General features: G+C 57.9%; 26 protein-coding genes and 1 tRNA gene. 14 read left to right on the forward strand and 13 right to left on the reverse strand.

The window, feature by feature from the left end; genetic code table 11:
• Window positions 1-25 precede the first annotated feature (25 nt).
• A complete protein-coding gene (locus E5J99_RS10890) occupies window positions 26-1,924 on the forward strand; it encodes a WG repeat-containing protein (RefSeq protein ID WP_135497793.1) in 1,899 nt (632 codons plus the stop codon).
• A gap of 18 nt (window positions 1,925-1,942) precedes the next feature.
• On the opposite strand, the gene E5J99_RS10895 is transcribed toward E5J99_RS10890, so the two are convergent.
• Window positions 1,943-2,425 carry a DUF6799 domain-containing protein gene (locus E5J99_RS10895; RefSeq protein ID WP_135497795.1) on the reverse strand — a complete coding sequence of 161 codons (483 nt, stop codon included), beginning with the start codon at window positions 2,423-2,425 and terminating at the stop codon, window positions 1,943-1,945.
• 149 nt (window positions 2,426-2,574) lie between these two features.
• On the opposite strand from E5J99_RS10895, the gene E5J99_RS10900 reads away from it, so the two are divergent.
• On the forward strand, window positions 2,575-2,820 hold the full coding sequence (locus tag E5J99_RS10900; protein ID WP_135497796.1) for a hypothetical protein: 246 nt from the start codon (window positions 2,575-2,577) through the stop codon (window positions 2,818-2,820).
• A 76-nt stretch (window positions 2,821-2,896) separates the two neighbouring features.
• On the opposite strand, the gene E5J99_RS10905 is transcribed toward E5J99_RS10900, so the two are convergent.
• Window positions 2,897-4,429 (reverse strand): hypothetical protein, encoded by a 1,533-nt coding sequence (locus E5J99_RS10905; RefSeq protein WP_135497798.1) that lies wholly within the window; start codon window positions 4,427-4,429, stop codon window positions 2,897-2,899.
• A gap of 188 nt (window positions 4,430-4,617) precedes the next feature.
• Between E5J99_RS10905 and E5J99_RS10910 the strand changes: the two genes are divergently transcribed.
• The 4 genes from E5J99_RS10910 to E5J99_RS10925 all read left to right on the forward strand — a co-directional run bounded on the left by E5J99_RS10910 (window position 4,618) and on the right by E5J99_RS10925 (window position 7,691).
• On the forward strand, window positions 4,618-5,361 hold the full coding sequence (locus tag E5J99_RS10910) for a hypothetical protein (RefSeq protein ID WP_135497800.1): 744 nt from the start codon (window positions 4,618-4,620) through the stop codon (window positions 5,359-5,361).
• A gap of 44 nt (window positions 5,362-5,405) precedes the next feature.
• Entirely contained in the window at window positions 5,406-5,990 is a 585-nt protein-coding gene (locus tag E5J99_RS10915) for a hypothetical protein (RefSeq protein ID WP_135497802.1), read from the forward strand.
• Between the two features lie 216 nt (window positions 5,991-6,206).
• The gene (locus tag E5J99_RS10920; protein ID WP_167852079.1) at window positions 6,207-6,785 is read left to right on the forward strand and encodes a DNA-binding protein; all 579 of its coding nucleotides are present in this window, start codon (window positions 6,207-6,209) and stop codon (window positions 6,783-6,785) included.
• Between the two features lie 69 nt (window positions 6,786-6,854).
• Entirely contained in the window at window positions 6,855-7,691 is an 837-nt protein-coding gene (locus E5J99_RS10925; protein WP_135497805.1) for a DUF1206 domain-containing protein, read from the forward strand.
• Between the two features lie 56 nt (window positions 7,692-7,747).
• Here E5J99_RS10925 and E5J99_RS10930 read toward each other — a convergent pair whose 3' ends face one another.
• A complete protein-coding gene (locus E5J99_RS10930) occupies window positions 7,748-8,968 on the reverse strand; it encodes an NAD(P)-dependent oxidoreductase (protein WP_135497807.1) in 1,221 nt (406 codons plus the stop codon).
• A gap of 152 nt (window positions 8,969-9,120) precedes the next feature.
• Between E5J99_RS10930 and gcvP the strand changes: the two genes are divergently transcribed.
• Window positions 9,121-12,042 carry an aminomethyl-transferring glycine dehydrogenase gene (gene gcvP, locus E5J99_RS10935; RefSeq protein ID WP_135497808.1) on the forward strand — a complete coding sequence of 974 codons (2,922 nt, stop codon included), beginning with the start codon at window positions 9,121-9,123 and terminating at the stop codon, window positions 12,040-12,042.
• 90 nt (window positions 12,043-12,132) lie between these two features.
• On the opposite strand, the gene E5J99_RS10940 is transcribed toward gcvP, so the two are convergent.
• Window positions 12,133-12,393 carry a hypothetical protein gene (locus tag E5J99_RS10940; protein ID WP_135497810.1) on the reverse strand — a complete coding sequence of 87 codons (261 nt, stop codon included), beginning with the start codon at window positions 12,391-12,393 and terminating at the stop codon, window positions 12,133-12,135.
• A gap of 254 nt (window positions 12,394-12,647) precedes the next feature.
• On the opposite strand from E5J99_RS10940, the gene E5J99_RS10945 reads away from it, so the two are divergent.
• Entirely contained in the window at window positions 12,648-13,256 is a 609-nt protein-coding gene (locus tag E5J99_RS10945) for a DUF4136 domain-containing protein (protein WP_135497812.1), read from the forward strand.
• A 73-nt stretch (window positions 13,257-13,329) separates the two neighbouring features.
• On the opposite strand, the gene lipA is transcribed toward E5J99_RS10945, so the two are convergent.
• Together lipA and E5J99_RS10955 are read right to left on the reverse strand one after the other, a co-directional pair.
• A complete protein-coding gene (gene lipA / locus E5J99_RS10950; protein WP_394345948.1) occupies window positions 13,330-14,232 on the reverse strand; it encodes a lipoyl synthase in 903 nt (300 codons plus the stop codon).
• A 160-nt stretch (window positions 14,233-14,392) separates the two neighbouring features.
• The gene (locus E5J99_RS10955; RefSeq protein WP_135497814.1) at window positions 14,393-15,172 is read right to left on the reverse strand and encodes a hypothetical protein; all 780 of its coding nucleotides are present in this window, start codon (window positions 15,170-15,172) and stop codon (window positions 14,393-14,395) included.
• A gap of 111 nt (window positions 15,173-15,283) precedes the next feature.
• Between E5J99_RS10955 and E5J99_RS10960 the strand changes: the two genes are divergently transcribed.
• Window positions 15,284-15,691 carry an OsmC family protein gene (locus tag E5J99_RS10960; protein WP_135497816.1) on the forward strand — a complete coding sequence of 136 codons (408 nt, stop codon included), beginning with the start codon at window positions 15,284-15,286 and terminating at the stop codon, window positions 15,689-15,691.
• A 100-nt stretch (window positions 15,692-15,791) separates the two neighbouring features.
• Here E5J99_RS10960 and ytxJ read toward each other — a convergent pair whose 3' ends face one another.
• The 4 genes from ytxJ to E5J99_RS10980 all read right to left on the reverse strand — a co-directional run bounded on the left by ytxJ (window position 15,792) and on the right by E5J99_RS10980 (window position 18,955).
• Window positions 15,792-16,136 (reverse strand): bacillithiol system redox-active protein YtxJ, encoded by a 345-nt coding sequence (gene ytxJ / locus E5J99_RS10965; protein ID WP_135497818.1) that lies wholly within the window; start codon window positions 16,134-16,136, stop codon window positions 15,792-15,794.
• Between the two features lie 4 nt (window positions 16,137-16,140).
• Window positions 16,141-16,464 carry a hypothetical protein gene (locus tag E5J99_RS10970; RefSeq protein WP_135497820.1) on the reverse strand — a complete coding sequence of 108 codons (324 nt, stop codon included), beginning with the start codon at window positions 16,462-16,464 and terminating at the stop codon, window positions 16,141-16,143.
• 102 nt (window positions 16,465-16,566) lie between these two features.
• The gene (locus E5J99_RS10975; protein ID WP_135497822.1) at window positions 16,567-16,878 is read right to left on the reverse strand and encodes a hypothetical protein; all 312 of its coding nucleotides are present in this window, start codon (window positions 16,876-16,878) and stop codon (window positions 16,567-16,569) included.
• Between the two features lie 97 nt (window positions 16,879-16,975).
• Window positions 16,976-18,955 carry an alpha-ketoacid dehydrogenase subunit alpha/beta gene (locus E5J99_RS10980; protein ID WP_135497824.1) on the reverse strand — a complete coding sequence of 660 codons (1,980 nt, stop codon included), beginning with the start codon at window positions 18,953-18,955 and terminating at the stop codon, window positions 16,976-16,978.
• Between the two features lie 303 nt (window positions 18,956-19,258).
• On the opposite strand from E5J99_RS10980, the gene E5J99_RS10985 reads away from it, so the two are divergent.
• Entirely contained in the window at window positions 19,259-20,539 is a 1,281-nt protein-coding gene (locus E5J99_RS10985) for a M16 family metallopeptidase (RefSeq protein WP_135497825.1), read from the forward strand.
• 78 nt (window positions 20,540-20,617) lie between these two features.
• Here the strand turns inward: E5J99_RS10985 and E5J99_RS10990 are convergent, their stop codons facing one another.
• The 3 genes from E5J99_RS10990 to E5J99_RS11000 form a co-directional block, all read right to left on the reverse strand.
• Complete coding sequence (locus E5J99_RS10990; protein ID WP_167852080.1) at window positions 20,618-21,199, reverse strand: hypothetical protein; 582 nt, start codon at window positions 21,197-21,199, stop codon at window positions 20,618-20,620.
• Window positions 21,200-21,325: 126 nt separating this feature from the next.
• Window positions 21,326-21,670 carry a hypothetical protein gene (locus E5J99_RS10995; RefSeq protein ID WP_135497829.1) on the reverse strand — a complete coding sequence of 115 codons (345 nt, stop codon included), beginning with the start codon at window positions 21,668-21,670 and terminating at the stop codon, window positions 21,326-21,328.
• Window positions 21,671-21,740: 70 nt separating this feature from the next.
• Window positions 21,741-22,268: a hypothetical protein gene (locus E5J99_RS11000; RefSeq protein ID WP_135497831.1), complete on the reverse strand. Its 528-nt coding sequence runs from the start codon at window positions 22,266-22,268 to the stop codon at window positions 21,741-21,743.
• A gap of 220 nt (window positions 22,269-22,488) precedes the next feature.
• Here E5J99_RS11000 and pheS point away from each other — a divergent pair, with 220 nt between their 5' ends.
• The 4 genes from pheS to E5J99_RS11020 all read left to right on the forward strand — a co-directional run bounded on the left by pheS (window position 22,489) and on the right by E5J99_RS11020 (window position 25,820).
• A complete protein-coding gene (pheS, locus tag E5J99_RS11005) occupies window positions 22,489-23,532 on the forward strand; it encodes a phenylalanine--tRNA ligase subunit alpha (protein ID WP_135497833.1) in 1,044 nt (347 codons plus the stop codon).
• 257 nt (window positions 23,533-23,789) lie between these two features.
• Window positions 23,790-24,104 (forward strand): Rieske (2Fe-2S) protein, encoded by a 315-nt coding sequence (locus E5J99_RS11010; RefSeq protein ID WP_135497835.1) that lies wholly within the window; start codon window positions 23,790-23,792, stop codon window positions 24,102-24,104.
• 96 nt (window positions 24,105-24,200) lie between these two features.
• Window positions 24,201-24,277, forward strand: a tRNA-Asn gene (locus E5J99_RS11015).
• Window positions 24,278-24,449: 172 nt separating this feature from the next.
• Window positions 24,450-25,820, forward strand: coding sequence for a hypothetical protein (locus tag E5J99_RS11020; protein WP_135497837.1), 1,371 nt, complete (start codon window positions 24,450-24,452; stop codon window positions 25,818-25,820).
• Window positions 25,821-25,962: the final 142 nt, after the last annotated feature.

The raw sequence follows: 25,962 nt of genomic DNA on the forward strand, positions 1-25,962 counted from the left end.
CCAGCCGCCGCCCTCATTCCTGCCTATGCTCCACGTTTCCATCCTGTCACCTTTCTCTACCAGAGCCCACGCAGAGCAATTTGAAGCAATACGGGACGCTTTGGCGGCCGAAACCACTGCGCCGCCCACAGTGCTGCTAGCCAACTGGCGCGTGTCGGGGGAAGAAGTGCTGGATGCGGTGATACTGCGCCCCCACCTCATTGCGGTGCTGCTGCTTGAGCCCCGGGGCGGCCGCTTAGCCATCCGCGACTTTGCCCACGCCGCCTGGCAGCTCGATGGAGCTCCCCTTACCGGCTCGGCTGATGCCGACAATCCTTTCCAGCAGTTTATGCAGCAAAAAGCGGCTTTGGCGCAGGTATTGGCCACTTATCTGGAAGCCGGGCAGGCAAATCTGAGCTTCATCAGTGGCCTGCTGCTATTTGGGGAGCCAGTCGTATTTGGGCCGGAAATAGAGGAGCGCATGAGTGCCGTGCCCGCCGCCAACAGCTTTCAGCTGCTGGCCGATCCAAGCCGCTTCACCCGGCGGCTGGCACAGCTGGCGACGCCCGAAATTGAGCTCAGCGAACAAGACCTGCACCAGCTGTGGACCGAGCTGACAGCTACGGCCGAACTGCAGCCCAGCGACGAAGCCGATGAAGCCGATGCGCCAGCAGCGGAACCCATAGCTCCGACCACGCCGGCGGCCGGCAGTTTTTTTCAGCAGAAAGCCTCGCAGCTCTGGCGGTGGCTTGGGGCCGAAGATATCGACGAGCTGGACAGTGCGCCCTACGGCTACGCGGAAACGACTCTGGCGGCCCGCAACCAGGAAAAGCAGGAGTTGGAACACGTACGAGCCACTATGCAAGCAGAGCTGGCGACGCAGCTCCGAGCAATGGAGGCCCGCGAAACGGAACGAGAAAACAGTATTGCGCAGCTCCGGGAGCAGTTGGCCGTGGCCCCGCCGGTAGCTCCCGAAGCTGCCGTGCTCCAGGCCCGGCTAGCCGCCGAAAGCCGGGAGAAGGAAGTGCTCGACGCCGCTATTCAGGCCTCACGTGCCGAGTCGGAAGCCCGCAACCGGGAGCTGGACGCGAAGATTCAGCAGCTGGAGCAGCTCATGCAACGGTTGCAGAACGCTCCCGCAGCGTCGGCAACGCCATTGCCCACAGCTGCTCCCGGGGTGGCCAGCCCGGTGGCTCACGCGGTAGGCGCTCAACGCCCGGTGAATCTCACCAGCCGCTTCCGTCAGCTACGCGCCTGGCGACGCCGCCTCCCGCGCCTGGCGGCGCTGGGCACCGGGCTGGCGGCGGCGGCTTTGGTGGTCGGTGGCATCAGGTCGCTCACGGCGGGGCCGCCCAGGCCCTTTGAGCAAAACGGAAAATGGGGCCTACTCGCTGCCGATGGCGACACGGCATTGCCGGCGCGCTACACCGCTATTGGCACTTTCCACGATGATCGGGCCGTGGTAGAACAGACGGGCGCGTTCGGCTTTATCAACACGCGGGGCGAAGAAATCTTGCCGCCTACCTACGATGCCCTCAACCCCTACCACGACACCTACGCCCGCGTCCGGGTGGGCGATACCTACACCTTTATCGGGGAGGACGGTCAGGAGTTCGACCACTACTACTACAATGCGCTCGACTTTGCCGAAGGCCGCGCGGCGGTGCTCGACTACCGGGGCTGGCTGTATATTACCGGACCCGAAATACCGGCCAAACCACCACTCGTGTTTCGGGAGGCATATTCTTTTCAGGATGGTTTGGCCCGGGTACGGCTGGCCGATGGCTACACATTCATTACGGAAGCATACTTAACCGATGCTGAACCTGACACCAAGCCCTTTGGCCGCTACACCAGCGCCACTGACTTCGTGGACGGGCGGGCGCAGGTGACCCAGGATGGGCGCACCTTTTATATTGATCGGGATGGTGACCCGGTAGAGTAGCTAGCCGACGAGTACGGCCTAGTCGTCGTTCTCATTCTTATGACGCTTGCCTTTGCCGTGCTTATTTTTCTTGTAGCGGCCCCCGCCGCGGTGCTTACCATTTCCTAGTAGCTGGCGCAAATACGTATCGGTTGAGACTGCCCGGGCTTCAGCAGAAGCAACAGGCTGCGGGCGGGCAGCGGCAGCCAGCACCAGCTGGCCATTGGCCCCGGGCGTTACGGCGGTGGTTGTTCCCACTAAGTCACAGCCGTTGCCTTCGCGCAGCTCCGTACGATGCCCGTCGCGCTCTACCACAAAGCCGTCGCGGGTGATGACACGACCGTTGGGCAAGTGCACGTCCCGCGTCATAGGGCGCTTCACCCCGTTGCGAATGACGTACATGCTGCCGTCCCGGCGCTGAAATCCGTCGTTGGCCGCACGGCCTTGGCCCGCCAAAGGCGTGGTAGCCAGCAAGGCGACACCGAGCACGAGAGTAGAAAAGGAAGTAGGAATGACGGGCAAAATGGCGGCTGCTAAAAGGGGAGGGAAACGTAGGCTACGGCTGGCCCAAGGCGCAAGTTTTCAGCCAGGTTTTGCAGACGCACGGGTTACTTTTAAAAAAGCTCCGTATTAAAAGCCAACCTAACATTCTACCTCATTCTTTTTTAGCCATGAAAACCACTTTCAAGCCCCTGTTCATTGCCGCTGCATTCGCTCTGTTCGCTACTACTTCCTGCTCGGAAAAAACCCAGGAAAATGCGGAAGCAACCACCGAAAGCGCCGTAACGGATGCTGCCAACAACACCGAAAACGCCGCCGGAGAAGTGAAAGCCGACATGGCTGCTGAGCCTGGCGACACGGCTGTAGTTATGGATAAAGAAGCTGACAAGCTCGTAGAAGAAACCAACAAGAAGTAGTTTTAGCTGCTGCCTGTTTCTGACCGGGTCCGTGCTACCACAGCACGGACCCGGTTTTTTTTATGGCCAGTGTGCTCTACACCGGAGCCGCAGCCGACAACTCCAGCAGCACATCGTAGTAGGGTCGGGCCACGACCCGCGACTTCAGCCAGGCATAAAAGCTCATGGCATGCAGGTCTTCCCGCTCGAGGGGCAGAAAATCGGGGAGAGCTTCCATGCGGGCCACAAACCCGGGCCGGGTCGGGGCCGCCGGGTCGTCGATGATTTCGCGCACCAACGCCAGGTAGCTCAACACGTAATGATAGTCGCCGCCCTCATCGCCGAGCCGCTCGCGCAGGGCCCGCTCAATGGCTCGTAGTCGGTTCATGGCCAGGTCCAGGTTACCCATTTCGAGCTGCACCAGCATTTCGCCCAGGCTTTTATTGAACACCCATTCCAGCCCCATCTGCTGCTCGCACCACCGGTCGGAGCGCCCGATACCGATGAGCGTCTGGTTGGTTTTGGCAAACTTTCCTTCGGCGAAGTAGTGAAAGCCCAGCCCCAGGCGAGCCGTGAGTTGGTCGCGTGGATTGAGCACCACTTCGCGGCCTTTCAGCACTTCTTCCAGCAACTGAATACTCTCGGTATTGCGGCGCAGGAAGGCATAGTTGGCGGCCAGCAGAAACGTGTACTTGGGCACAAAATCGGCGTAGTGCCCCCGGGGCCCGGCATACAGGGCTACGCGCAGCTGCTCCAGATACTCGATGGACTCGGGAAAGCGGCGGGTGCGGTAGAGCCCGTGCGCAATCATGTAGAGCAGGCTCAGCTGGTAGTAGCGGTGCGCCGCCGCAAAGCCGTGGCGCTTCTCCATCAGCTTGTAGCAGCGAATAACAAAGGGCGTGAAGGAAGCAAAGTCGCGGCGGACCAGCATGGCGCTGCGCGCAATCGACATGAGTCGGTAGAGCAAGGACGGCCGCCGGGCGAAGGCTTCCTGCAAATCGTATTCGCGCAGCACTTCCTGCATGATGCCGTCGAACGACTCGCCGGCGCGGCCCCGCACCCGTGCCTCGCGCAACCGCTGCCGAATGAGACTGTGGGCAATGCCGGCCCGCTCCTCTTCATCGGCAGCCTTCTTGTTCAGGTTGCGCCGCCGGATGATATCGGTCAGGTTTTCGGCGTACTCACTGTCGGCCTGGGCTATTTGCAGGTTATAAATAGTGTTGAGCAACTCATATTGCTCGTTGGTGTGGGCGAGCTTTTCCGCTTTGCGCAGCGTGAGCCAGGCCATGCGGGGCACGCCGGCCTCGAACAGATACTGAGCCAGCGTAAGCTGCCCGCGCACGGAGGAAGCAGCCGTAGGATCTTGCTGGCGCTGACGGAGCAGCAGAAAGTCGGTGATATGGCGCATCAGGCGCTTGCGTAGCGCATAGTAGGCCACCGTATTGGGCTCCTCGGGGTAGAGGCGGGCTACGAGCTCCTCGGTGTCATACTGTTTTTGGTGCAGCAACAGCTCGTAGAGGCGCGAGTCCATGCGGCCCTTCTGCTTCTTGCGCTGGCGCTGAATAAAACGACCGAAATCTTTTCGATCTTCCACTGAAAATGTGGCGAGGGTGGTACGCAGGTCATCCATGAGCTACGGCCAAGTTGTGAATAATTCTTTAAAGTCTAATATCACCGCTATTAAAAACCTGACTGTCAGTATTTTTTGGACTGATTCGGGGATTTTGCAAAGTCTTTTAAGTCGACAAACTGGCACACAGCTATAACTAGTAATGCTGCATCTTTCGACTACAAAGCGTCACTCTATTCCCCTACACCATGCTTCGTACTCTACTCCTGCTCGCTGGCTGCCTATGGGCATTCGCCGCTCAATCCCAGGATCTGCTCACCAAACAAAACGGCGAGGAACTCCAGGTCAAAGTTTTAGAAATCACGCCTACTGAGGTGCGCTACAAGCGCTTTGACTACCTGGATGGCCCCCTGATCACCGTGCGTAAGGCCGACGTATTTATGATTCGCTATGCCAACGGCACGAGGGAAGTACTGGGCGTGAAGGCGGCCTCGCCAGCTCTATCGGCCCCTGGTGCTGCACCGCTGCCCGGCCCGGTAGTGCCCGGCGACGAAGCCTCGGCGTATGATGAAGTGCATCTGGGCGGCCCGCGCATTGGCATCACCCTGCTCACGGGCGGCGTGGCCGATAAGGCCGATTCTGAATACAACATCAAGCCTTTTCTGACGCAGTTTGGCTGGCAGTTCGAAACGCGGATATTCCGCTTGCCCAATGGGACGGCGGGCTTGCTGGAAATCGTGCCGCTGATTGGGGGCCTGGAACAAAACAAGTTTATTCCGAGCCTGAATGCGCTGGTCGGTATCCGGGGGCCAAAGGGCTTCGAGTTTGGCCTGGGTCCCAATATTACGCCGGTGAGTGCCAGTGTAGCCCTGGCTGTGGGCACCAGCTTCCGCTCCAATGGCGTCAACTTCCCGGTAAACTTCGCCGTGGTACCCGGCAATGGTGGGGTGCGCTTCAGCCTGCTGTTCGGCTTCAATTCGCGGCGGAACTAGCTTTTCCGGCTCATCCTATACGTTCGTTCACTCTACTTTTCGCCATGCGCTACTTCTACTTCGTGTTCCTCTGCATGCTGACGCATCTGGTACAGGCCCAGCACGACACCATTCTGCGGACCGACGGTCGGGAAATAAAGGCCCGGGTGCTGACAATTGGGCCCAGTGCCATCAGTTACGTACCGCTCGATACGGCCACGACCGATACGTTGCGGCTAGCCTCGGCTCAGGTGTTTCTTATTCGCTACGCCAATGGGGCCCGAGAGCTGATTCGGCCGGCCCTGGCAACACAGCCAAAAGAGCTTTCGGCAGCCGAGGCCGGCAGCCGCGGCACCCAAGATGCCCGCCAGCACTTCAGGGCCTCCGGGGCATTCTGGGGCACCTATGGCACTACGGTTGCTTATGCGCCAATAGGTCTGGCGACTGGAATAGCTATTGCCCTCACCCCGCCCAAAGCAGCCAATCTGCGCGTGCCAGACGCTACATTACTGCAGAATCCGGAATACGTGCGCAGCTACGAGCGGCAGGCACAGCGCAAAAAGACCGGCAATGCAGCCGCCGGCTTCGGTGCTGGCATAGGCACGGTGCTAGTACTTGCCGTTGCCATTCTGACCGCATGGGATAATTAGAGGTGGGTTGCGGTAATAAACCCGTCATATTCTCGACAGTCAGTAAGCCTCATTTTGCCGCCAATAGGAGCAGGTTGCTCTACCACGAAGCCTTCAGTTGTATATTGCAGCTAATAACGTGGAATAATTTTTATGACGTTAGCATTAATAAATTGTAATTTACCTTATAACACGGCATCAACGATCTGCTTTCGCAGATAGGACTGCTTTTCCTATATGTCTATTGCCCCGGAAGAGTTGCGTAAGCTAGGCAACACTGCTTTATTAGACTTACCCAAAACAGCATTCTTCTGCTCGCGCCATTACCCTGCTAGTATAGAGCATTTTACGTATTTATGGGCGTTGGAGCAGCGGGCTCAACATCAATGCGTTTTATCTGGTTTCCATTCGCAGCTGGAGCAAACGGTGTTCCGCTACCTGCTGCAGGGGCCCGCTCAGCCTATTATCTATGCGCTGGCCCGGGGCATCCAGCCTAATATCCGAATGGAGTATGGCCCGGAGATAAAAGCCGGACAACTGCTGTTTATTACCCTTTTCGAAGTCGATACTATCACCACTTCCCAGGAAACGGTCGACATCCGCAATCTGCTGATAGCCGATCTGGCCGATCAGTTTTTCATTCCGTACGTAGCTCCCGACGGCAACCTGGCGCGGCTGCTGCAAGGTCTTTCTGCCCAGAGTAAGCCCGTGCTGACGCTCGACGTACCCGAAAACCAGGCGCTACTTCTACAGGGAGCCACTCTTTTTCAGCCCAGCGGTATTCTGGGCCGCCCCAGCCAGCACCAAAAGGCGTAGAGCAGCCCGTACCCAATCTGCGGGTTTGCCCGTAAACGGGAACTTCACGCATATTTTGCACCTGCTACTATGGCTTCGATTTCTTCTGTTTTGCCCACCTCCGGTCCTTCCCAGGGAATTCGGGCGCTGGCCCGCTTCGGCTTTGCCGCCAAAGGCACGGTCTATCTGACCATGGGTATTCTGGCGCTGCTGGCCGCTACCGGCTTGCAAGGCGGCAAAACGGCCGACAAGCAGCAAGCCGTCCAAACCATTCAGGACTTGCCAATGGGCCGCTTTCTGCTCGGCCTGATTGCCTTGGGCCTGGCAGGCTACGTCATCTGGCGCTTCACCCAGGCCCTGCGCGATACGGAAAACAAAGGCTCCGACGCGAAAGGCCTGGCCCGGCGCATCGGGTACGCGGGCAGTGGCGTGCTGTATGTTACTCTGGCCTTCTACGCGGGCAAATCGGCCTGGGAAAACACGTCCGTCAGCGCGGCGGGCAGTGGCGGCGACGCCAAACAGTCGATGGTGGCCACGCTGCTGGCGCAGCCGTTTGGGCAGTGGCTGGTAGGCGCGCTGGCGCTGGCTATTATTGGCACGGGCCTCTACCAGATCTGGCATGCCTATTCCGGCAAGTTTGCCAAGCACGTAAACGCCAGCAGCTTATCAACCCAGCAGCAGCAGGCTGTTTTCCGGACGGGCCAGGTAGGCTACACGGCCCGGGGCATTGTAATGGCTATTATCGGGTACTTCTTCCTGCGGGCAGCTCTGCACGCCAATGCGCGCGAAGTTGCGGATACCGAAGGTGCTTTCGACCTGCTTGGTGCCATGGGCCCGGCTGTGCTAGGCATCGTAGCGCTCGGCCTCATGGCATACGGCGTCTACATGCTGGTGCAGGCACGCTACCCGGTACTGAATGGCGTGTAGGCCGCTCCGGATTGCACCATACAAAAGGTCTCGCCTTGCAGCGAGACCTTTTGGCTTTAGGCAGGACCAGCAACGTAGTCGCTGAGGTACTGGTAGCGCTCTGCCAGCTGGCCGCCGCTGGCAATAGTTGCCCGCTCGATAACAGCATCGGCATCGGCGCTGAGCAAGTGGGGAAACACCGTATCGAGCAGCTGGCGGCCAAAGTCGCGGGAGGCATTGCGCGGCAGCTCGCAGGGCAGGTTATCGACGGCCATTACCGTGATATTATCGGGCCCGGAGCATGCCTCCTCCAGACCGCCGGTGTGCGGGTTGTAGTCGAACAGCGGCTGCTGAATGGTCGTGCTTCGCTTCGTACACGGGATAGAGCCGTCCACGTCGCACGTAACATCGGCAATAGTATTGATACGAAAGCCGAGCTGACGCGTATCGGCTTCCGCAAACAGCTTCGGGGCCGTTGGGTGCCAATAGGCGCAGGCAATGAGCAGATCGGTGACGGGCAGAAACTTGTCGAACGTACTCTTATACAGGTGTGGGTTGCGGTGAAAATCGGGCGTGTCCCACACCCGGCCGTCGATGCGGGCATTGTAGTCGCTGCTACGGAGCTGGGCATACACGGGCTCCGCAAAATCCAGATACAGAAAGTCGTACACGCTCACCTGCCGAATGCCCATGCGGTCCAGCACTTCCAAGGCCCCCTGCGCCACGCGGCCCGAGCCGGTCACGGCCATTTTGATGGGTGGCAATGCCCGCACCTTGAAGAACTCCTCCTGCATGTCGTCCATATCCAGGCACTGGTAAGCGGGCTTCAGCTTGTAGAGGTCGTGCTTGAGGCCGTAAGTCAGCAGGCCGTTGTAAGCCCCCACGATGCCAGCGTAGCGCCCGAAGGCCACGATTCGCTCCCCGTTGCCGTTGGTCAGCATCTCGTAGTCGATCAGGGTGATGTTCTGCCGCACTACCGCCTGCAACAGGGCACGGTTGGCCGGCTGTTTTTTAACTGTATGAGAGAAAAACAGGTACGTTTTTTCATTAATCAACTGGCTTACAGGTACCTCCTTTACACCAAGCAGAATATCACAGTCGGCTACGTCGGCCCGCACCTCGATACCCAAGTCGCGGTATTCCTGGTCGGAGTAGCTGCGGCCGGCACTTTCCTGCACCACCACGGTCAGGCCCGGAAATGTGCTCTGGGCTTCCACGCACTTTTTGGGCGTAAGCGGCACACGCTTATCGGGCGGATTTTTGCCTTCGCGAAGAATGCCGAGGGTAACTTTTCGCATGGGTTTCGGGTTGGGTGGTAACACGTTGAGTAGGGCTGGGATTCCGGGCAAAACTACACCTTTGGCCGTAAGGCTGCCTCACCTTTTCGTCTTACCTTTGTGGGCCCCACTCTCCCACCGGGCTTTTCTACCGCCATTTCTAGCTCTTTTCTATGATTCTGAAAACCAAGCCCGCCGATGTATTCCTGGACCGCCACAATGGTCCGGATGCCGAAACCGTGGCCGCAATGCTCCGCACTATCGGCGTGGACTCGGTCGAGCAGCTCATCGACGAAACCGTGCCCGCCGCCATCCGGCTCAAGCGCGAGTTGAACCTGCCCGCTGCCCTCACGGAGCGGGCTTTTTTGGCGAAGTTCAAGCAGATTGCCGGCAAGAATAAGATCTTCAAAAACTATATCGGCCTGGGCTACCACGACACCCAGATGCCGGCCGTAATCCAGCGCAACATTCTGGAAAACCCAGGTTGGTACACGGCCTACACCCCCTACCAGGCCGAAATTGCCCAGGGCCGCCTCGAAGCCCTGATCAACTACCAGACGATGGTAATTGACCTCACGGGCCTCGAAATTGCCAATGCCTCCCTGCTCGACGAAGGCACCGCCGCCGCCGAGACCATGCACATGTTTCACAGCCAAAGCAAGAAGAAAAACGCAAACCGCTTTTTCGTCTCGGAGCTCGTGCTGCCCCAGACTATCGACCTGGTACGTACCCGCGCTACGCCGCTCGGCATCGAGCTGGTAGTAGGCGACCACCGCACGGCTGACCTCACGGACGAAACGCTGTTTGGCGTGCTGCTGCAATATCCCGCCGCCGATGGGCAGGTTTTCGATTACACTGCCTTCATCAGCCAAGCCCACGACAATGGGCTGTTCGTAACGGTAGCCGCCGACTTGCTGTCCCTTACGCTACTCACCCCGCCCGGCGAAATGGGCGCGGATGCCTGCGTGGGCAACTCTCAGCGCTTCGGCGTACCGATGGGCTATGGCGGCCCGCACGCCGGCTTCCTGGCCACGAAAGATGCCTTCAAGCGCGTGATTCCTGGCCGTATTATCGGCCAGAGCATTGATGCAGCCGGCAACAAAGCCTTCCGCATGGCGCTACAGACCCGTGAGCAGCACATCCGCCGCGAAAAAGCAACGAGCAACATCTGCACGGCGCAGGTACTGCTATCGGTGCTGGCGGGCATGTATGCCGTGTATCATGGGCCGCAGCGCATCCGCCAGTTTGCCTCCAACATTCATGCCCTGACCCAGCTACTCGAGAAGGAGCTGACCGCTTTGGGTGCCGAGCAGGTGAACGAATTCTACTTCGACACGCTGAACATTCGCCTGGAAAGCGCCGAGCTCCAGCAGGCGGTGAAGAAAGAAGCGGAGGCGGCCAACATCAACTTCCGTTTCTTCGACACGACCAGCGTAGGCATCTCGCTCAACCAAAACACCGAGGCCTCCGATGTAGCCGACGTTGTAGCCATTTTCGCCAAAGTGCTGGGCAAGTCGGCCAACAGCGCGGTGGAAATTCCGGCGCAAGTAGAGCTGACGTGGCCCGCCGCCCTGGTGCGCCAAAGCGACTATCTCACGCACCCCATCTTCAACTCGCACCACGCCGAGCACGAGATGCTGCGCTACATGAAGCAGCTCGAAAACAAGGATTTGAGCCTGGCTCATTCCATGATTGCGCTCGGCTCGTGCACGATGAAGCTCAACGCCACTGCCGAAATGATTCCGGTGACGTGGCCCGAAATCGGCAGCTTGCACCCCTTCGCGCCGCGCGAGCAAGCCCAGGGCTACCAGCAGATTTTTGAGGACCTCGAAGCGTGGCTGTGCGAAGTAACCCGCTTCGATGCTGTGAGCCTGCAGCCCAACTCAGGCGCGCAGGGCGAGTACGCGGGCTTGCTCGTCATTCGGGCTTACCACGAAGGCAGCGGCCAAGGCCACCGCAACATCGCCCTGATTCCGGCCTCGGCCCACGGCACCAACCCCGCTTCGGCCGTGATGGCTGGCATGCAGGTAGTGGTGGTAAAGAGCACCGAAGACGGCAATATCGACGTGGCCGACCTCAGGGCGAAGGCCGAGCAGCATTCGGCTAATCTGTCGTGCCTGATGGTGACTTACCCCAGCACGCACGGCGTGTACGAGGAAACCATCATTGATATCTGCGCCACGATTCACCAGCACGGGGGCCGTGTGTACATGGACGGCGCCAACATGAACGCTCAGGTGGGTCTCACTTCGCCTGCTACCATCGGAGCCGACGTATGCCACCTGAACCTGCACAAGACCTTCTGCATTCCGCATGGCGGCGGCGGGCCCGGCGTGGGCCCGATTGGCGTAGTAGCCGACCTGGCTCCTTATCTGCCCGGCCACGTAGTGGTACAAGTAGACCACGAAAAAGCCACTGGTGCCGTGTCTTCGGCTCCGTGGGGCTCGGCCAGCATCCTGCCCATCTCCTACGCCTACATCTCGATGATGGGCGGCGAGGGCCTGAAAGCTGCCACCCAAATAGCTATTCTAAACGCCAACTACATCAAGGCTCGCCTCGAAGAGCACTACCCCGTGCTGTACACGGGCACGAATGGTCGGTGCGCCCACGAAATGATTCTGGATTGCCGCCAGTTCAAGAAGGCCGGCATTGAGGTAGAAGATATTGCCAAGCGCTTGATGGACTACGGTTTCCATGCGCCTACGGTATCATTCCCGGTAGCGGGCACCTTGATGATTGAGCCCACCGAAAGCGAAAGCAAGGAAGAGTTGGACCGTTTCTGCGAAGCCATGATTCTGATCCGGCAGGAAGTGCGGGAAGTGGAAGAAGGCCGCGCCGATGCAAAAGACAACCTGCTGAAGCACGCTCCGCACACCGCCGCTACGGTGCTTACCCACGACTGGACGCGCCCTTACACCCGTGAGCAGGCTGTGTATCCCACCGAGTACGCCCGCATGTTCAAGTTCTGGCCCACCGTCAGCCGCATCGACTCCGCCTACGGCGACCGGAACCTGATCTGCTCTTGCACCTCCACTGAGGAGTACGCCGACCAGGAAGAGCGGCTAGTAGCGACCGATAAAGGTCCATCGTACTAACATCATTTCGCTCCATAAAAAGAGCCGCTCCGGAAGGAGCGGCTCTTTTTTGTTAAGTAACTTTTACTGTACTGGGTTCGTTGCACCCACTTAGCGCTGCGGAAAGCACGTGCGGTACATAAACCCGGTCAAGGGTTTACCGTCCTTGGTTACCCGGGCCTTCACGAAGTAGGCATCGACGGTATCCATTACCTGCACTTCCATACCAGAGCCAACAGTCGTTAGTTGGGCCGACTGCTTGCTCATACCATCGTACAAAATGCATTCTACCACGGTATTATAGGCAACAGGAGTGCGGTTGGCGCGCGAAGTAGTGGAAGTCTCGCTGGCAGTGCTGCAAGAAGCAAGCATTGCCAGCGTAAAAACGTGGAGTATGCGTTTGGTCATAAGGTGGCGTTAGGCGGGTTAAGATAGAGGTATTTCAAGGCTAAAGAGAGTTTTTGCGTAAAATTTTCTACTTGGAACATGCTGCTATTCTAGTATTTGGGAACGTTGGCCTAGCTGTAAACGTTAAAATCGCAAACCTGAAAAGTGCTTTTTTGGCCCTCTTTACTCGGCTGAATAACGTGCTGAGGGTATTCCCTTAACTATCTGATAAACCACCGATGAACCGTATATCCCGCTTCTTTGCCCGCCCGGTTGCTTTGGCTGCCGTGGGCTTTTCGTTGCTGCTGGGTGCTACCAGCTGCGCCATGACTTCCCGCGTAGGCGTCACTTCCGACTTCGACCATTCCGTTAACTTCCGCGCTTTCAAAACGTGGGCTTGGTATCCGCAGCAGCCAACCGATAGCGAAGGTGGTCCGGCTGAGGGCTACCAGTCCTTTCTCGATACGCGCCTGCGCACGGCTGTGGAGTCGGAGATGGTGAAGAAAGGCCTTACCCGGGTTGATAAAAACCCCGATGTCTATGTTGCCTACAGTGCTAAAGTGGAAGACAAACAGCGCTCCAATGCCGGTTATGGCTCGCCTTTCGGCTATCCATATTATGGTTATGGCTATGGCGCTTTCGGCCGGGGCGCTTACCAGCCCATCACCGACTACAAAGCGGGCACCGTCATCATCGACTTGGTCGATGCCAAGCGTAAGCAACTGGCGTGGCGCGGTTTCGGCGAGGCTCAAATTGACCAGCAAACCATTTCCGAGCAGGAAGCCTACCGTATCGTAGGCAGCGTACTCGGCTCTTACCCGCCTACCGACACTCAGGCGAAGCGCTAAAGCAAGTGCAATGGCCAACAAAAAGGCGACTTCCTCTCGGGAGTCGCCTTTTTGCCTTTTAGTAGTAAGCCGCTTAGATCGGTACGTTCACATGCCGCTCGGCGTGGTAGCTACTGCGCACCAGCGGACCGGATTCTACATACTTCAGCCCCCGGCGCAATCCTTCTTCCCGATAATGAGCAAAAACATCCGGATGAATGAATTCTGCAACTTCCAAATGGCGCTTTGTGGGCTGTAGGTACTGGCCCAGCGTGAGGATATCGAGGCCATTGGCAACGAGGTCATCCATGGCCTGATACATTTCATCCTGCTTCTCGCCCAAGCCCAGCATAATCCCTGACTTTGTGCGCTTACCGGCGTCCTTGGTCCGGCGGATTTGCTCCAGGCTCCGGTCGTATTTGGCCTGGGGCCGCACCAAACGGTAAAGGCTGCCCACAGTTTCGATGTTGTGCGACACTACCTCCTGGCCCCCGGCAATCATGGTATCTAAGGCGGCCCAGTTGGCTTTTACGTCCGGTATCAGAGTTTCGATGGTCGTTTCGGGGCTGAGCTGTTTTACCTGCACCACCGTTTCGTACCAGATGCTGGCACCCCGGTCTTTCAGCTCATCCCGGTTCACGCTCGTAAGCACGGCATGCTTCACACCCATCAGCTGAATGGCTTCGGCTACGCGGCGGGGCTCGTCGGTGTCGTACTCATTGGGGCGGCCAGTGGCGACGGCGCAAAAGGAGCAGGACCGGGTACATACATTGCCCAGAATCATGAAGGTAGCGGTGCCGGCCCCCCAGCATTCGCCCATGTTGGGGCAGTTTCCACTCTCGCAGATAGTATGCAGCTTGTGCTCCTCCACCAAGCGGCGTACTTTGGCATATTCAGGGCCTACCGGTAGCTTCACGCGTAGCCAATCAGGCTTGCGCGGCTTAGCAGGTAAGGCCGGAGTAGCCATGCCGGGCTGAATGATAGGCAAAGTCAACAACAATTCATCCATACTACAAAGGTAGTAGTCAGTTAGCAGTTATGAATACCATCCGAGGCGGATGGCTAAAAAACCAAGGACTTCTCAGGCGTCGGAGTACAAACACTCAAACGGCCGAAAAGTCCCTGTTATTCGCCCTGAAGCGCGACTACGAATGGCCTTAGCTTCGATGGCCGATATAGAGCGTCAGATATACCGAGGGGTAGAAGTTGGTATTCAGCGTGCCGTCGCTGATGTTTTGAGCGCGCAAAATGGTGATGTTCTTCGGGTAGAGCTCGAACATAAAGCCTGTTTCGATACCCGCTACGGCATCCCGATAACGACCATACTCGAAGCTCAAAGCGCCCCGGATGTGGGCCCCAAACTTAGCCTGGGTCTGGCTGGCACCCGAAAAAATTGGTGCCCGGTCAACGATCCGGGCCTCCGAAGAATTGACCGACGGGTTATACTGCTCGCTACGAATGTCCTCCTGCACGGGGCGGCCGCCACCGTTTTCCAGAATCGTGTAGTCGTAGTAGATGTAATAAGGCATCAGCAGCGCAATGGATGGCCCTCCGCCAAGCAGCGCGTTTACCTGCACGCCCGATTCGGGTGCTTTGCGGAAAATCACGCGCTGCACCCCAAAGGAAGGCCGCACGACAAACATATAGTTCGACTTGCCATACACGTAAGAGCCGCCAGTGTTGGGATTCAGATGGCGCTGCTCCTTGGGGTGCTTCACCTCCACGCCTTCAATGCCCCAGAAGCGGGACCATTTCTCGTCCAGTACCCGCGTAGAGCGCACGGCGACTCCCCCGATAAGTCCGCCGCGGGTATTGAAGTTAACGCCGTACGTAAACTCCTTGCGGTAGGAGGGCTCATCGGAGCTTTGGGCCTGGGCCTGAGAAGACGCCCCAAGTAAGGCCAGCAGACTGAAACCAAATGTATAGAGGTTACGCACGGGAGGCACAGGAGCTAGAAATGGGAGAATAAAGCGCGAATAAGGCAGTGGCGGGGCCATACCACCTAAAGTACGTAAATTTGCGAGCATTGTATTGCCAACTTTCTGACTATGAGCACCGCTACTGCCCACTACCTTGGAAACCTCCGGACCGAAGCTATTCATAGCGCTTCGGGCACCACTATTTTCACCGATGCTCCCGTCGATAACCACGGTAAGGGAGAATCATTTTCCCCCACCGACTTGGTCAGTACGGCCCTGGGCACGTGCATGATGACCATTATGGGCATCGTAGCCGAGCGGCACCACCTGAATCTGACGGGTGTGAGTTTCGAAGTGAGTAAGCATATGATGGCAGAGCCACGGCGCATTGCTCAAATTGACGTACACTTTCGGCTGCCAGCGGTGCTGATTACCAAAGACCGTACACTACTCGAAAATGCCGCCCGTACCTGTCCGGTAGCTATCAGTCTGAACCCTGAAATACGGCAGCAGGTTCAGTTTTCATACGACTTGTAAACTCTGTTTTGCCCGAAGCCGGACGTGCCACAAGCGCCTTTGCTGTAACGGCAACAGGCAGCGCGCCACGCCCGGATTTTCGTTTGGGCATACGGTGCAGTTACGTTATTTGACTCTTCACATCGCTCAACCGGATGCTCATGTGCGAGGCATCGAACCGGCACTCACCATCCTGAATCAGCAATAGCTGGGGAGACTCGTGGCGTATGCTGAACTTGGTAGCTATTTCGGCCGAAATGGGCCGATAGCGCAGCAGATCGAGGTAATAAATCTTCACGTCGGCCAAGTTAGCTTCGGGCCACTGGCGTTCCAGCTTGCTTTTGGCGGCGGCGCTGATGGAGCAGCTCGTGCTGTGCTTGAAGATAAGCACAGGGTGCTCATGCGACTCCCGCACGATGTCGGTGAGCTGTTCGGTTTCGGTGAGGGGCTGCCAGGGAGTACTCATATGGTTATTCTTTCGTCGCTTTTTTCTTTTTGCGCAGGCCTAGTCCTAGGTGTTGCGGTTCGCTCACGCGGGGCAGGCCGGCATTGTCGAACTTATAACTCTGCCGGCCATCATTAGGTTGCTGCGGTGTGCCTGGTTCGCCGCGCTGCAGCGCCGTTTTGTTTACTGCTAGATGCGACTCTTTGTATTCGGCCTTCACCTTGTGCGCATCGCGCAAGGCCCGCCGGTTTTCGGCACGCTGCCGCGCCGGATACATATCCTCCAGCTGCGCCGAGGCCGTGGTGCTCACTCCTACCAATAACCCAGCAACGATCCAGACTACACGCATACAACTCGGGATAAAAGAATGCTTGACTACTTAGATGGATAAGTGGACGAAGAGGCAGTGCTCAGGCCCGATTTTATACGCAAAAAGTGTAGAATGTGGTGGTTAGAAGGGCAGTGGAAATCCAAAAATTGTCCGCTGGCCTACTTTCTTCTTCAACCTCCGACTCTTGTACTTGGGCTTTTTCAGCATATCGTGCTTATCGTAGCGGTTCTTTATCGGCTTGGCTTCGGTGGCCACATCCAGGCTTCTCCCATCGGCAGCCTCATTGTCCACCTTTTTTGCCTTCGTTACCTTCGGCCGAGGTGGGCCGGTTGGGTTAGGAATGCGGTAAGGATGACAGGTGACGGACAGCAGACAGCTGAGCAGCCCCAGTGCTAATAGCCGACGCAACCCGCGAAAAAGAAAGAAAGTCATAAGGCGGCAGAAATCAGGCCGAAGCGGAGGAATTAGCCTACAAGATACTGAGCCGCACGGACTCCGGCCACGGAAAGTGCCGGAGTCCGGAGCAAACTTAGTAGGCCAGCAGCTTTTCGACCCGCTCGCGCAGGCGCTGCTGGGGCAGGAAAGATTTTTCTAAAGGGGGCGCAAATGGAATAGCCGTATCGAGGGAAGCCACGCGCTGCACGGGTCCATCGAGGTGTTCGAAGCAATGCTCACCAATCCAGGCCGCTATTTCGCCGCCGAGGCCGCCGGTGAGCGTATCCTCGTGAAAGAGGATGATGCGGCCGGTTTTGATAACCGTTTGGCGCACTGCTTCCTCATCCCAGGGCAACAGCGTGCGCAAGTCGAGAATATCGCAGTTCAGGTTCAGCTCTTCAGCCAAAGCCGTAGCCCAGTGCACACCGGCTCCGTAGGTAATGATGCTTAGGTCGTCGCCCTGGCGGGCCAACGCGGCCTTGCCGATGGGCGTGGTGTAGTAGGCGTCCGGCACTGGCCCGCTGATGGAGCGGTAGAGCATTTTGTGCTCGAAATAAATCACCGGGTTGGGATCTTCAATGGCCGCATTGAGCAGACCTTTGGCATCGTGCGGATTAGACGGAAATACCACTTTCAGGCCCGGCGTGTGCGTAAACCAAGCCTCGTTGCTCTGGGAGTGAAACGGCCCGGCCGCCGACCCGGCCCCGGTGGGCATCCGCACCACCACATCGGCGTTCTGGCCCCAGCGGTAGTGGCTTTTGGCCAGGTTATTTACAATCTGGTTGAAGCCGCAGGTCACGAAATCGGCGAACTGCATCTCTACCATCGCCTTTTGCTTTTTGATGCTCAGCCCCAGTGCCGCACCCACGATGGCCGACTCGCACAACGGCGTGTTGCGCACCCGCCCTTTGCCAAACTGTGCCACGAAGCCGTCGGTGACCTTGAATACGCCACCGTAGTCGGCAATATCCTGGCCCATGAGCACCAGCTCGGGGTAGCGCTCCATGCTCTGCCGCAGGCCATCGGAAATAGCATCGACGTAGCGCTTGTCGGTGGTGGGGCCGTCGGCGGGCGGGTTCTGCTCCGGCGCTTCGAAGGGCTGATACATGTCGGCCACTTCTTCCTCCACGCTGGCCGTGGGCATGGGAGTGGCGTCGGCTACGCGCAGGCCTTCCTCAATTTCGCGCTTAATGGTTTCGCGGAAGCGCATGCGGGCTTCTTCGTCCAGGATTCCTTCGGCCAGCAGCCATTTTTCGTAGTTCTCGACCGGATCTTTCTGCGCCCATTCCTCAAATAGCTCCTGGGGCACATATTTCGTTCCCGACGCTTCTTCGTGACCGCGCATCCGGAAAGTCAGGGCTTCCACCAGCACCGGGCGCGGGTTGTGGCGCAGGTCTTCGGCCAGCCGACTGATGGTATCATACACCTCCAGCACGTTGTTGCCGTCTATCTGTACGGCTTCCATGCCGTAGGCGGGGCCTTTATCGACGAAATAGTTGAACCGAAACTGCTCCCGGCTGGGCGTGCTCAGGCCGTAGCCGTTGTTTTCGATAACGAAGATGACGGGCAGCTGCCACACAGCCGCCACGTTCAGGGCTTCGTGAAAGTCGCCTTCGGAGGCCCCGCCATCGCCGCTGTAGGTGAGCGTGACGCGCGGCGTTTTTGCCAGCACATCGGCCAAAGCAATGCCATCGGCCACGGCCAGCTGCGGCCCCAGGTGCGAAATCATGCCCACGATGTGGTGCTCATTGGTGCCGAAGTGAAAGCTTCGGTCGCGGCCTTTGGTGAAGCCGGTTGTTTTACCCTGCCACTGCGCAAAAAGCCGGTCGAGCGGAATGTTGCGACCCGTGAAGACACCCAGGTTGCGGTGCAGGGGCAAAATATACTCGTCCGGTTGCAGCGCCAGGGTGCTGCCCACCGAAATGGCTTCCTGCCCGATTCCCGAAAACCACTTGCTGACTTTGCCCTGCCGGAGCAGAATGAGCATTTTTTCCTCAATCATGCGCGGCTTGAGCAAGCCTTGGTAGAGGTGAAGCAGGATATCGTTGGAGTAGTCTTTCCGGTCGAAGTTCATAGCGGAGAAAGGGAGGGTGGGTAGTAGGCGGGGTAAAAGTACAGGTTTGGGCGAAAGGAAAATTATGGCGGAGCGCAACGCACGCCAACAGGCCTCAGCCGTTGGTTTAAACGATGTTTACCTTGTCCCGCACTCTGTCTCTTTATAGTACCGTGAGCTACCCAAACGCCGGGATAAGCTGCCGCGAGGTGCCCGAACAGCTTGGTGGCCGCCACGCCTCTTGTTCAGGCAGCCCACGCGTACTCGAACCCAGTGCGCATTTCCCGGGTTATCAATCTTTAGCTCCTCCTAGTATATTGCTTCATGATTCACTTCGAAGAATTCACTCTTACTAATGGCCTGCGCTGCATTGTGCACGAGGATCCGACGACACCCATTGCCGTTCTGAACGTGCTCTACAACGTCGGCTCGTGCGACGAAGACATGGCCCACACCGGTTTCGCGCATCTATTTGAACACCTTATGTTTTCGGGCTCGGTCAATATTCCGAGCTACGACGAGCCGCTGCAATACGTAGGCGGCGAAAACAACGCCTTTACGTCGCCCGACATCACCAACTATTACCTCACGCTACCGGCGGCCAATATCGAAACGGGCTTCTGGCTGGAATCGGACCGGATGCTGGGCCTGGCCTTCTCGGAAAACGGGCTCGAAGTGCAGCGTAAAGTAGTGGTCGAGGAGTTTAAGCAGAACTACCTCAACCAGCCCTACGGCGACGTGTGGCTCAAGCTCCGCCCCCTTGCCTACCACACCCACCCGTACCAGTGGCCCACCATTGGCAAGGAAATCAGCCATATCGAAAATGCCGTTATGGACGATGTGCGGGCATTTTTCAGCAAGCACTACTCGCCCACCAATGCTGTGCTGGTAGTGGCCGGAGCCGTGACGGTGGCCGAGGCGCGCCGCTTGGCAGAAAAATGGTTTGAGCCCATTCCGGCCGGCCAGCCCTACCGGCGGCAGCTTCCCGCCGAGCCGCGCCAAACGGCTCCTCGCCGGCTCGATATAACGGCCGATGTGCCCGCCAACGCCTTCTACAAAGTATACCACATGCCCGCCCGGCCCGATGACACCTACTACACCGCCGACTTGCTGAGCGACGTGCTGGGCCGGGGAAAATCGTCGCGCCTGTACCAGCGCCTCGTGAAAGATACTCCGCTGTTCAATTCGATATCGGCATCCTGCACGGGCTCTCTCGAACCAGGTCTGCTTGTCATCAGCGGGCGCCTCAACAAAGGAGTGCTCATGGAAGCAGCCGATGCGGCCGTGGAGGCAGTAGTAGCCGAGCTACGGCAGAGCCTGGTACCGACGGAAGAGTTGGAAAAAGTGAAGAACCAAGCCGAAACCAGCATTGTGTTCGAAGAAATTGAGCTGCTCAATCGGGCAATGAAACTGGCCTACTGCAAGCTCCTCGGCGACACGAATCTGGCCAACCAGGAAAGCGCCCAAGTGCAGGCGGTCACTTCGGAAGGCCTGCTGGCTATGGCCCAGGATATTTTGCGACCCGAAAACAGCAGCACGCTTTATTACCGCGCCCAGGCCACTGTGGCGGCCCCGGAAGTAGCTGATCTTGCCGCTAAGCAATAAGCCTCACGTATTGCGGACACAAAAAAGCCCAACCGATAGACGGTTGGGCTTTTTTATGGCTGTATTTTTTGAAGCCGATTACCAGCCGCTACCGCCGGAAGAACCCCAGCCGGTATCAGCTTTTTTGGTGGGAGCAGCGGCTTTCTTAACGGGAGCAGCAGCCTTCTTGGCAGCCGGCGCGGCACCAGCGCTGCTCACTTTTTTAGAAGCCGAAGCCGAGGCGGACTTGCTGGCTGGAGCAGCCATTGGAGCGGCCACCTCGGTTGTGGTTACAGCGGGTTCGGCGGTGGCTGGTGCGACGGTTTCCGTCATAGGTGCCGGGGCCACAGCGGACGTATTCACGCTCACATTGCGCTTGATATAAGGAGCCAAAGGCCGTCCGCGGTAATCCATCCGAACCCGGTGCGACGGAGCGGCTGTGAAGCCGGGCGCCACGGCGAAGCCGTTGGACTGCACGTTGGATTCAGCGGCGCCGGCGGCGGGCGCAGCGAAACCGCTGCTGGCAGCCGGCTCTACAGCTACTGGGGCGGGCTGAGGTTCAGCAACGGGCGCAGCGGCAGCTGGCTTTTTAGCCGATTTCGAGCGGCTTTGCTGGGCTAGTGCGTTCGAGGTGCTCAATACGGCAACCAGCAAAAGGCACGAAAAAACGGGACGTAGCATAGCGAGAGAACAAGTGGCAGAGAAAATTTTACTTTCCCCTACTACGAAAAAACAAAAGGATTTGTGCCTGAAAGGACAAAAATATCTACTCTTCTCGTAACTATTGGAGTAGAGCCGATATTTAGTTTATCGACGCTTGCGCCCTGGGGCCGACGCGGGAGGCGCGGGAGGCGTTTGGCCCGAAGAAATAGTAGAGCTAGTGGAAGCAGGCTTCGCCACTTTTTTCTTGAGTGGGCGGCCCATGTAATCCGTACTCGGTGGCGTGGGCATATTGATGCGCATACCAGGCGCCAGCCGCTGGCGGTCCTCGTCGCTGTAGCGGCGCGCCGTTGCGGTGCGGGCCACCGCGCGCGAACGAGCCGGAGCAGCCTTTTTGTGGTAGCCGCTGGCGCGCTTGGTCTGCGCCTGTGTTGCCCCGGCGGGCACCATCACCAGCATTAGCAGCCAGAAGATGAAACGAGAGTACCGCATAAGAAACCCGAAAAAAGGTGGAACACACTCTGGTTTCTCATACGGTACTCTACGATTTTCGGCGAAGCGCTTATTGCGCCGAGTTAGCCACTGTAGCTACCGACGACGCCTTAGCAATCTTGGCCGCAACTTTGGCATCCTGGCGCTTGGCTTTGCGCACCGGACGGCCCCAGTAATCGGTACTGACACCTCTGTAAGGAGCGGTATTCATGCCGGGGGCAATCATCACGCCCGAAGACTGCATCATGGGGTCGGTGCTGCCATCCGCCACCGCCACCGCTTGGGCGGCTGATGCGGTAGTAAGGTTGTTTTTTGCTTTTTTCTTGAGCGGCCGGCCCCAATAATCAGTGCTAGGCTTATTGTGCAGGCTTAGGCTAATGCCGGGGGCACTGCTCCAGCCCATGTTGTAGCCCACAGGATCAGCAGCCGGCACCTCTGTTTTCTCTACCGCCATCGTAGGTGCCCCCATCGTCCAGGGGTCCAGTACGGGCTGCGACCAGTCGGCAGCGGGAGCCACCGACGTGTTTTGGGACTGCGCCTGGGCCGAAGCGGCACTTACAACGAAGAAGAAAAAAGCCAAAGACAGGAAACGGTTCATAAATTCAGGGAAGACGGAGGAGTGAAAGATAGACCGGGCGCATAGCCCTTACCGTAGCGTATGACTCGAACGGGTGGCGCCCCGCGTCCGGTCTTCAGTGCCGCTTATATCAGTCGTTTTGCAGCAATCGTACCAAGTATTTTTCGGGGCCTTCCTCACTCCTGCCCTAGCCGACAGCTGACGCGTAGGGTTTGCGCCGGAAGCGTACCTTTGTCGGACTATGCAGGACCAAATCCACCGCCTCCGCGCCGAAATAGAAGCCTACGACCTTACCGCTCCCGATAAGCTGGAGCAGTTCCGCATCGCCTTCACCGGGCGCAAAGGACAACTGGCCGATTTGTTCGATCTTCTCAAAACGGTGCCGCAGGACCAACGCCGCGCCGTTGGCCAGGAGCTAAACCAGTTGAAACAACTGGCTCTCGATAAATTCACGCAGCGCCAGCAGGAGGTGGAAGCGGCCACGCAAAATGCCCCCGCCGATCCTACTTTCGACTACACGCTGCCTGTGGTGCCCAACACGCTGGGCACACGGCATCCGCTGAGCCTAGTGCGCGAAGAGATGGTCCGAATTTTCTCCCGCATTGGCTTTAACGTCGCCGAAGGGCCAGAAATTGAGGATGACTGGCACAACTTCACGGCGCTGAATTTCCCCGAAAATCACCCGGCCCGCGACATGCAGGACACGTTCTTCGTAACCCGCAACTCCGCCAACCCTACCCACGACGCCCTGCTACGCACGCACACCAGCACTGTGCAGGTGCGCGTAATGGAAAGCCAACAGCCGCCCATCCGTAGTATTATGCCGGGCCGCGTGTACCGCAACGAGGCTATTTCAGCGCGGGCTCACATGATGTTTCATCAGGTGGAAGGTATCTTCATTGATGAAGGCGTTAGCTTCGCCGATCTGAAGCAAACCGTCTATTACTTCGTCCAGGAAATGTTCGGGCAGGATATTCATATCCGGTTTCGGCCGTCTTTTTTTCCCTTCACCGAGCCGAGCGCTGAAATTGACATTACCTGCCTAATTTGTAAAGGCAAGGGCTGCAACATCTGTAAGCAGAGCGGGTGGGTGGAGATTGGTGGTTGCGGCATGGTCGACCCCAACGTGCTCCAGCAATCGGGTATCGACCCGGAACGTTACTCGGGCTATGCTTGGGGCATGGGCATTGAGCGCATCACGATGCTCAAATATCAGATTAAAGACCTGCGCCTCTTCACCGAGAATGACTTGCGGTTCCTACGGCAATTTGAAGGCGTACAATAATACGGTGCTACGACCGTGTACTATTACCAAGTGGTTGCTGTGGAACAAGAACCCTGTTGCGGCGCGTTCTACCGCCACTTCAATGGTGTTGTGTTAGTATGCAACATGTAATCCCTCAAGCCAAACCTTTTATGTTTCCATCTGGCTGCCCACGTACGTTTCTTATTTGGTCGGCTCTGGTAGCGTGCGCAGCCATTAGTAGCTGCGGAGCTAGTTCCGAAGCTCAGCCCCAAATTCCCCTTACCTCCTTTAATGAGGTGCTGTATCTCACCGATCAGCAGAATAGCGCACTGCGCTTCGACAACGGGGCCGTATATCATGCAGGAGGCGTCAATGGCTTGATTGTGGTGCGGCAGAACGCCAGTACTTATCTGGCTTTCGAGCGAACGTGCACGTATCAGTCGCTTGACACCTGTGCCCGAGTCAAAATCTCGCCGTTCGTGCAGTTGGTCGACCCCTGCTGCAAGTCGCAGTTCTCTTTTCAAGGGCAGGTATCGGGTGGCCCTGCCAACTTACCCTTACGTCGGTACGCCACAGCCCTCTCCGGTAACATTCTGACAATCACTAATTAACTGATTTTATACAAATATTTTCAGTGAAAGGCTTGCAACATCCAACCTGCTAGTCTAATATTGCACCCGCAACGATAGATAATCGTGGCCATAACCGCTTCCTTAGCTCAGCCGGTTAGAGCATCTGACTGTTAATCAGAGGGTCCCTGGTTCGAGCCCAGGAGGGAGCGCCAATGCTTAAAATGCCCGCCCTAACCGGCGGGCATTTTTTCGTTTATGCCTTTTCGGGGCTATTCGAGGGGTTTCGGAGCGGGTGAAGTGCTTGGAAATTTGATTTTATTCGATTAGTTTGGTTGTAAACCGGGACATAAACCGGGAACTAAACCGGGACATAATCGAAAAACCATGCTGCGCCCCACCACTTACAAGAAGAAAATCAGCGTGCGGCTGTACCCGCGGCTGGCGGCTACCAACCAGAACGGGTTCTGCCCGGTGCGCCTCACGGCGCGGTGGCATGGCGAAGAGCTTCAGGTAGATACCGGGGAAATTATCCTGCCGCTGCGCGAGGGCAAGGACGGGGAGGTTGAACTGCTGTGGCACAGCGAAACCCAAACCGTGATGGGCGGGCGCAAGCTGACGGCGAAAGAGGAAGGCACGGTACCTACCCACCCCGACTTTCACTACAACATCAACTCCCGCCTTTCCAAACTGGTCAAGCAGGTAAGTGATACGTTCAACCGGCTCTACGACGCGGCTCCGCTCCACAAGGTGAGCAAGGCAGCCATGCTGGCTGAACTGCTGCCGGCTGAAACCCGGCAGGTAGCGGCTCCGGTAGCGGCCAGAGAAGAAGCTACCCCCACCTTCCGACAGGTGCTGGAAGAATGGAAAGCGGAAAACCGCAACCTGGCCAAGGACTCGCTGCGCAAGTACGATCAGCTGGCCACGATGATGGAGGTATGGCGGCCAGAGCTCCGGCCGGGGCAGGTAACGCAGAAGGTGGCCAAGGAGTACCAGCAGCACCTGCTGGATCTGCAGAAGTCGGATGCGACCATCAAGGTGCATTTCGGGGGTATCCGCAAATGCCTGGAGCAGCTGAACCTGAAAGCGGACATGGCCTGGCTGCAATACTCGGCTAAGAATGCCCCGCAGCTGGATCTGGAGATGGAGGAGGTCCGCAAGCTTATCCAATGGCGGCCGACTTCGGAGAACCTGGCGGAGGAGCGGGACCGGTGGCTGTTTCAGCTATTCAGCGGGCGGCGGTATGAAGACCTGGAGAAGTTCGACAAGCGCGAGCGGATATCCTTGCCTTTGGCCGATGGTAGCTCAGTACCGGCGCTGCTGCACGCGCAGGGTAAGACGGGCAACGACGCGGCCGTGCCCCTGCCTCCTATTGCGGTAAACATTGGCGAACGGTGGGGGTGGCACTTTCCGGCGCGCAACTGGCAGCAGCGCGGCGACTGGATTAAGGAAATAGCAAAAGGCGCGGGCCTGACCCGGGAATGGGACGACCGGCTGATTACGGGCGGCCGGGTGATGCACAACTGGCGGCCCATCTGGCAGGTCATCAGCACCCACACGGCGCGGCATACGGCGGGCACGCTGCTCAAGCAGGTCAGCAACGGCAATAAAGCCCTAGCCAAGCTAGTACTGGGGCACGCCGACGAAGACGTAACGGACCGGTATGCTAAGGACAAGGCCCGGCTGCTGGCGCCGGCGGTGTTGGAAGCCTGGCGGAAGATCCTGGGTGAGTGGTACGACGGGGAGCCAGCGCGGTAGACGGCATCGTGCATTTACACTACTGGCCGCCGCGCTGCTTTTTAGTTTTGGGTTTGGGCTCCGGCAATTCTTCCACCGTCAGGCGGGCTAGATTTGCCAGCCACTCCCGGTCCTCTAGCTGCTCTTCAACCAGGAGGCAGGG

The sequence above is a fragment of the Hymenobacter elongatus genome (genome assembly GCF_004745955.1).
Lineage (GTDB): Bacteria > Bacteroidota > Bacteroidia > Cytophagales > Hymenobacteraceae > Hymenobacter > Hymenobacter elongatus.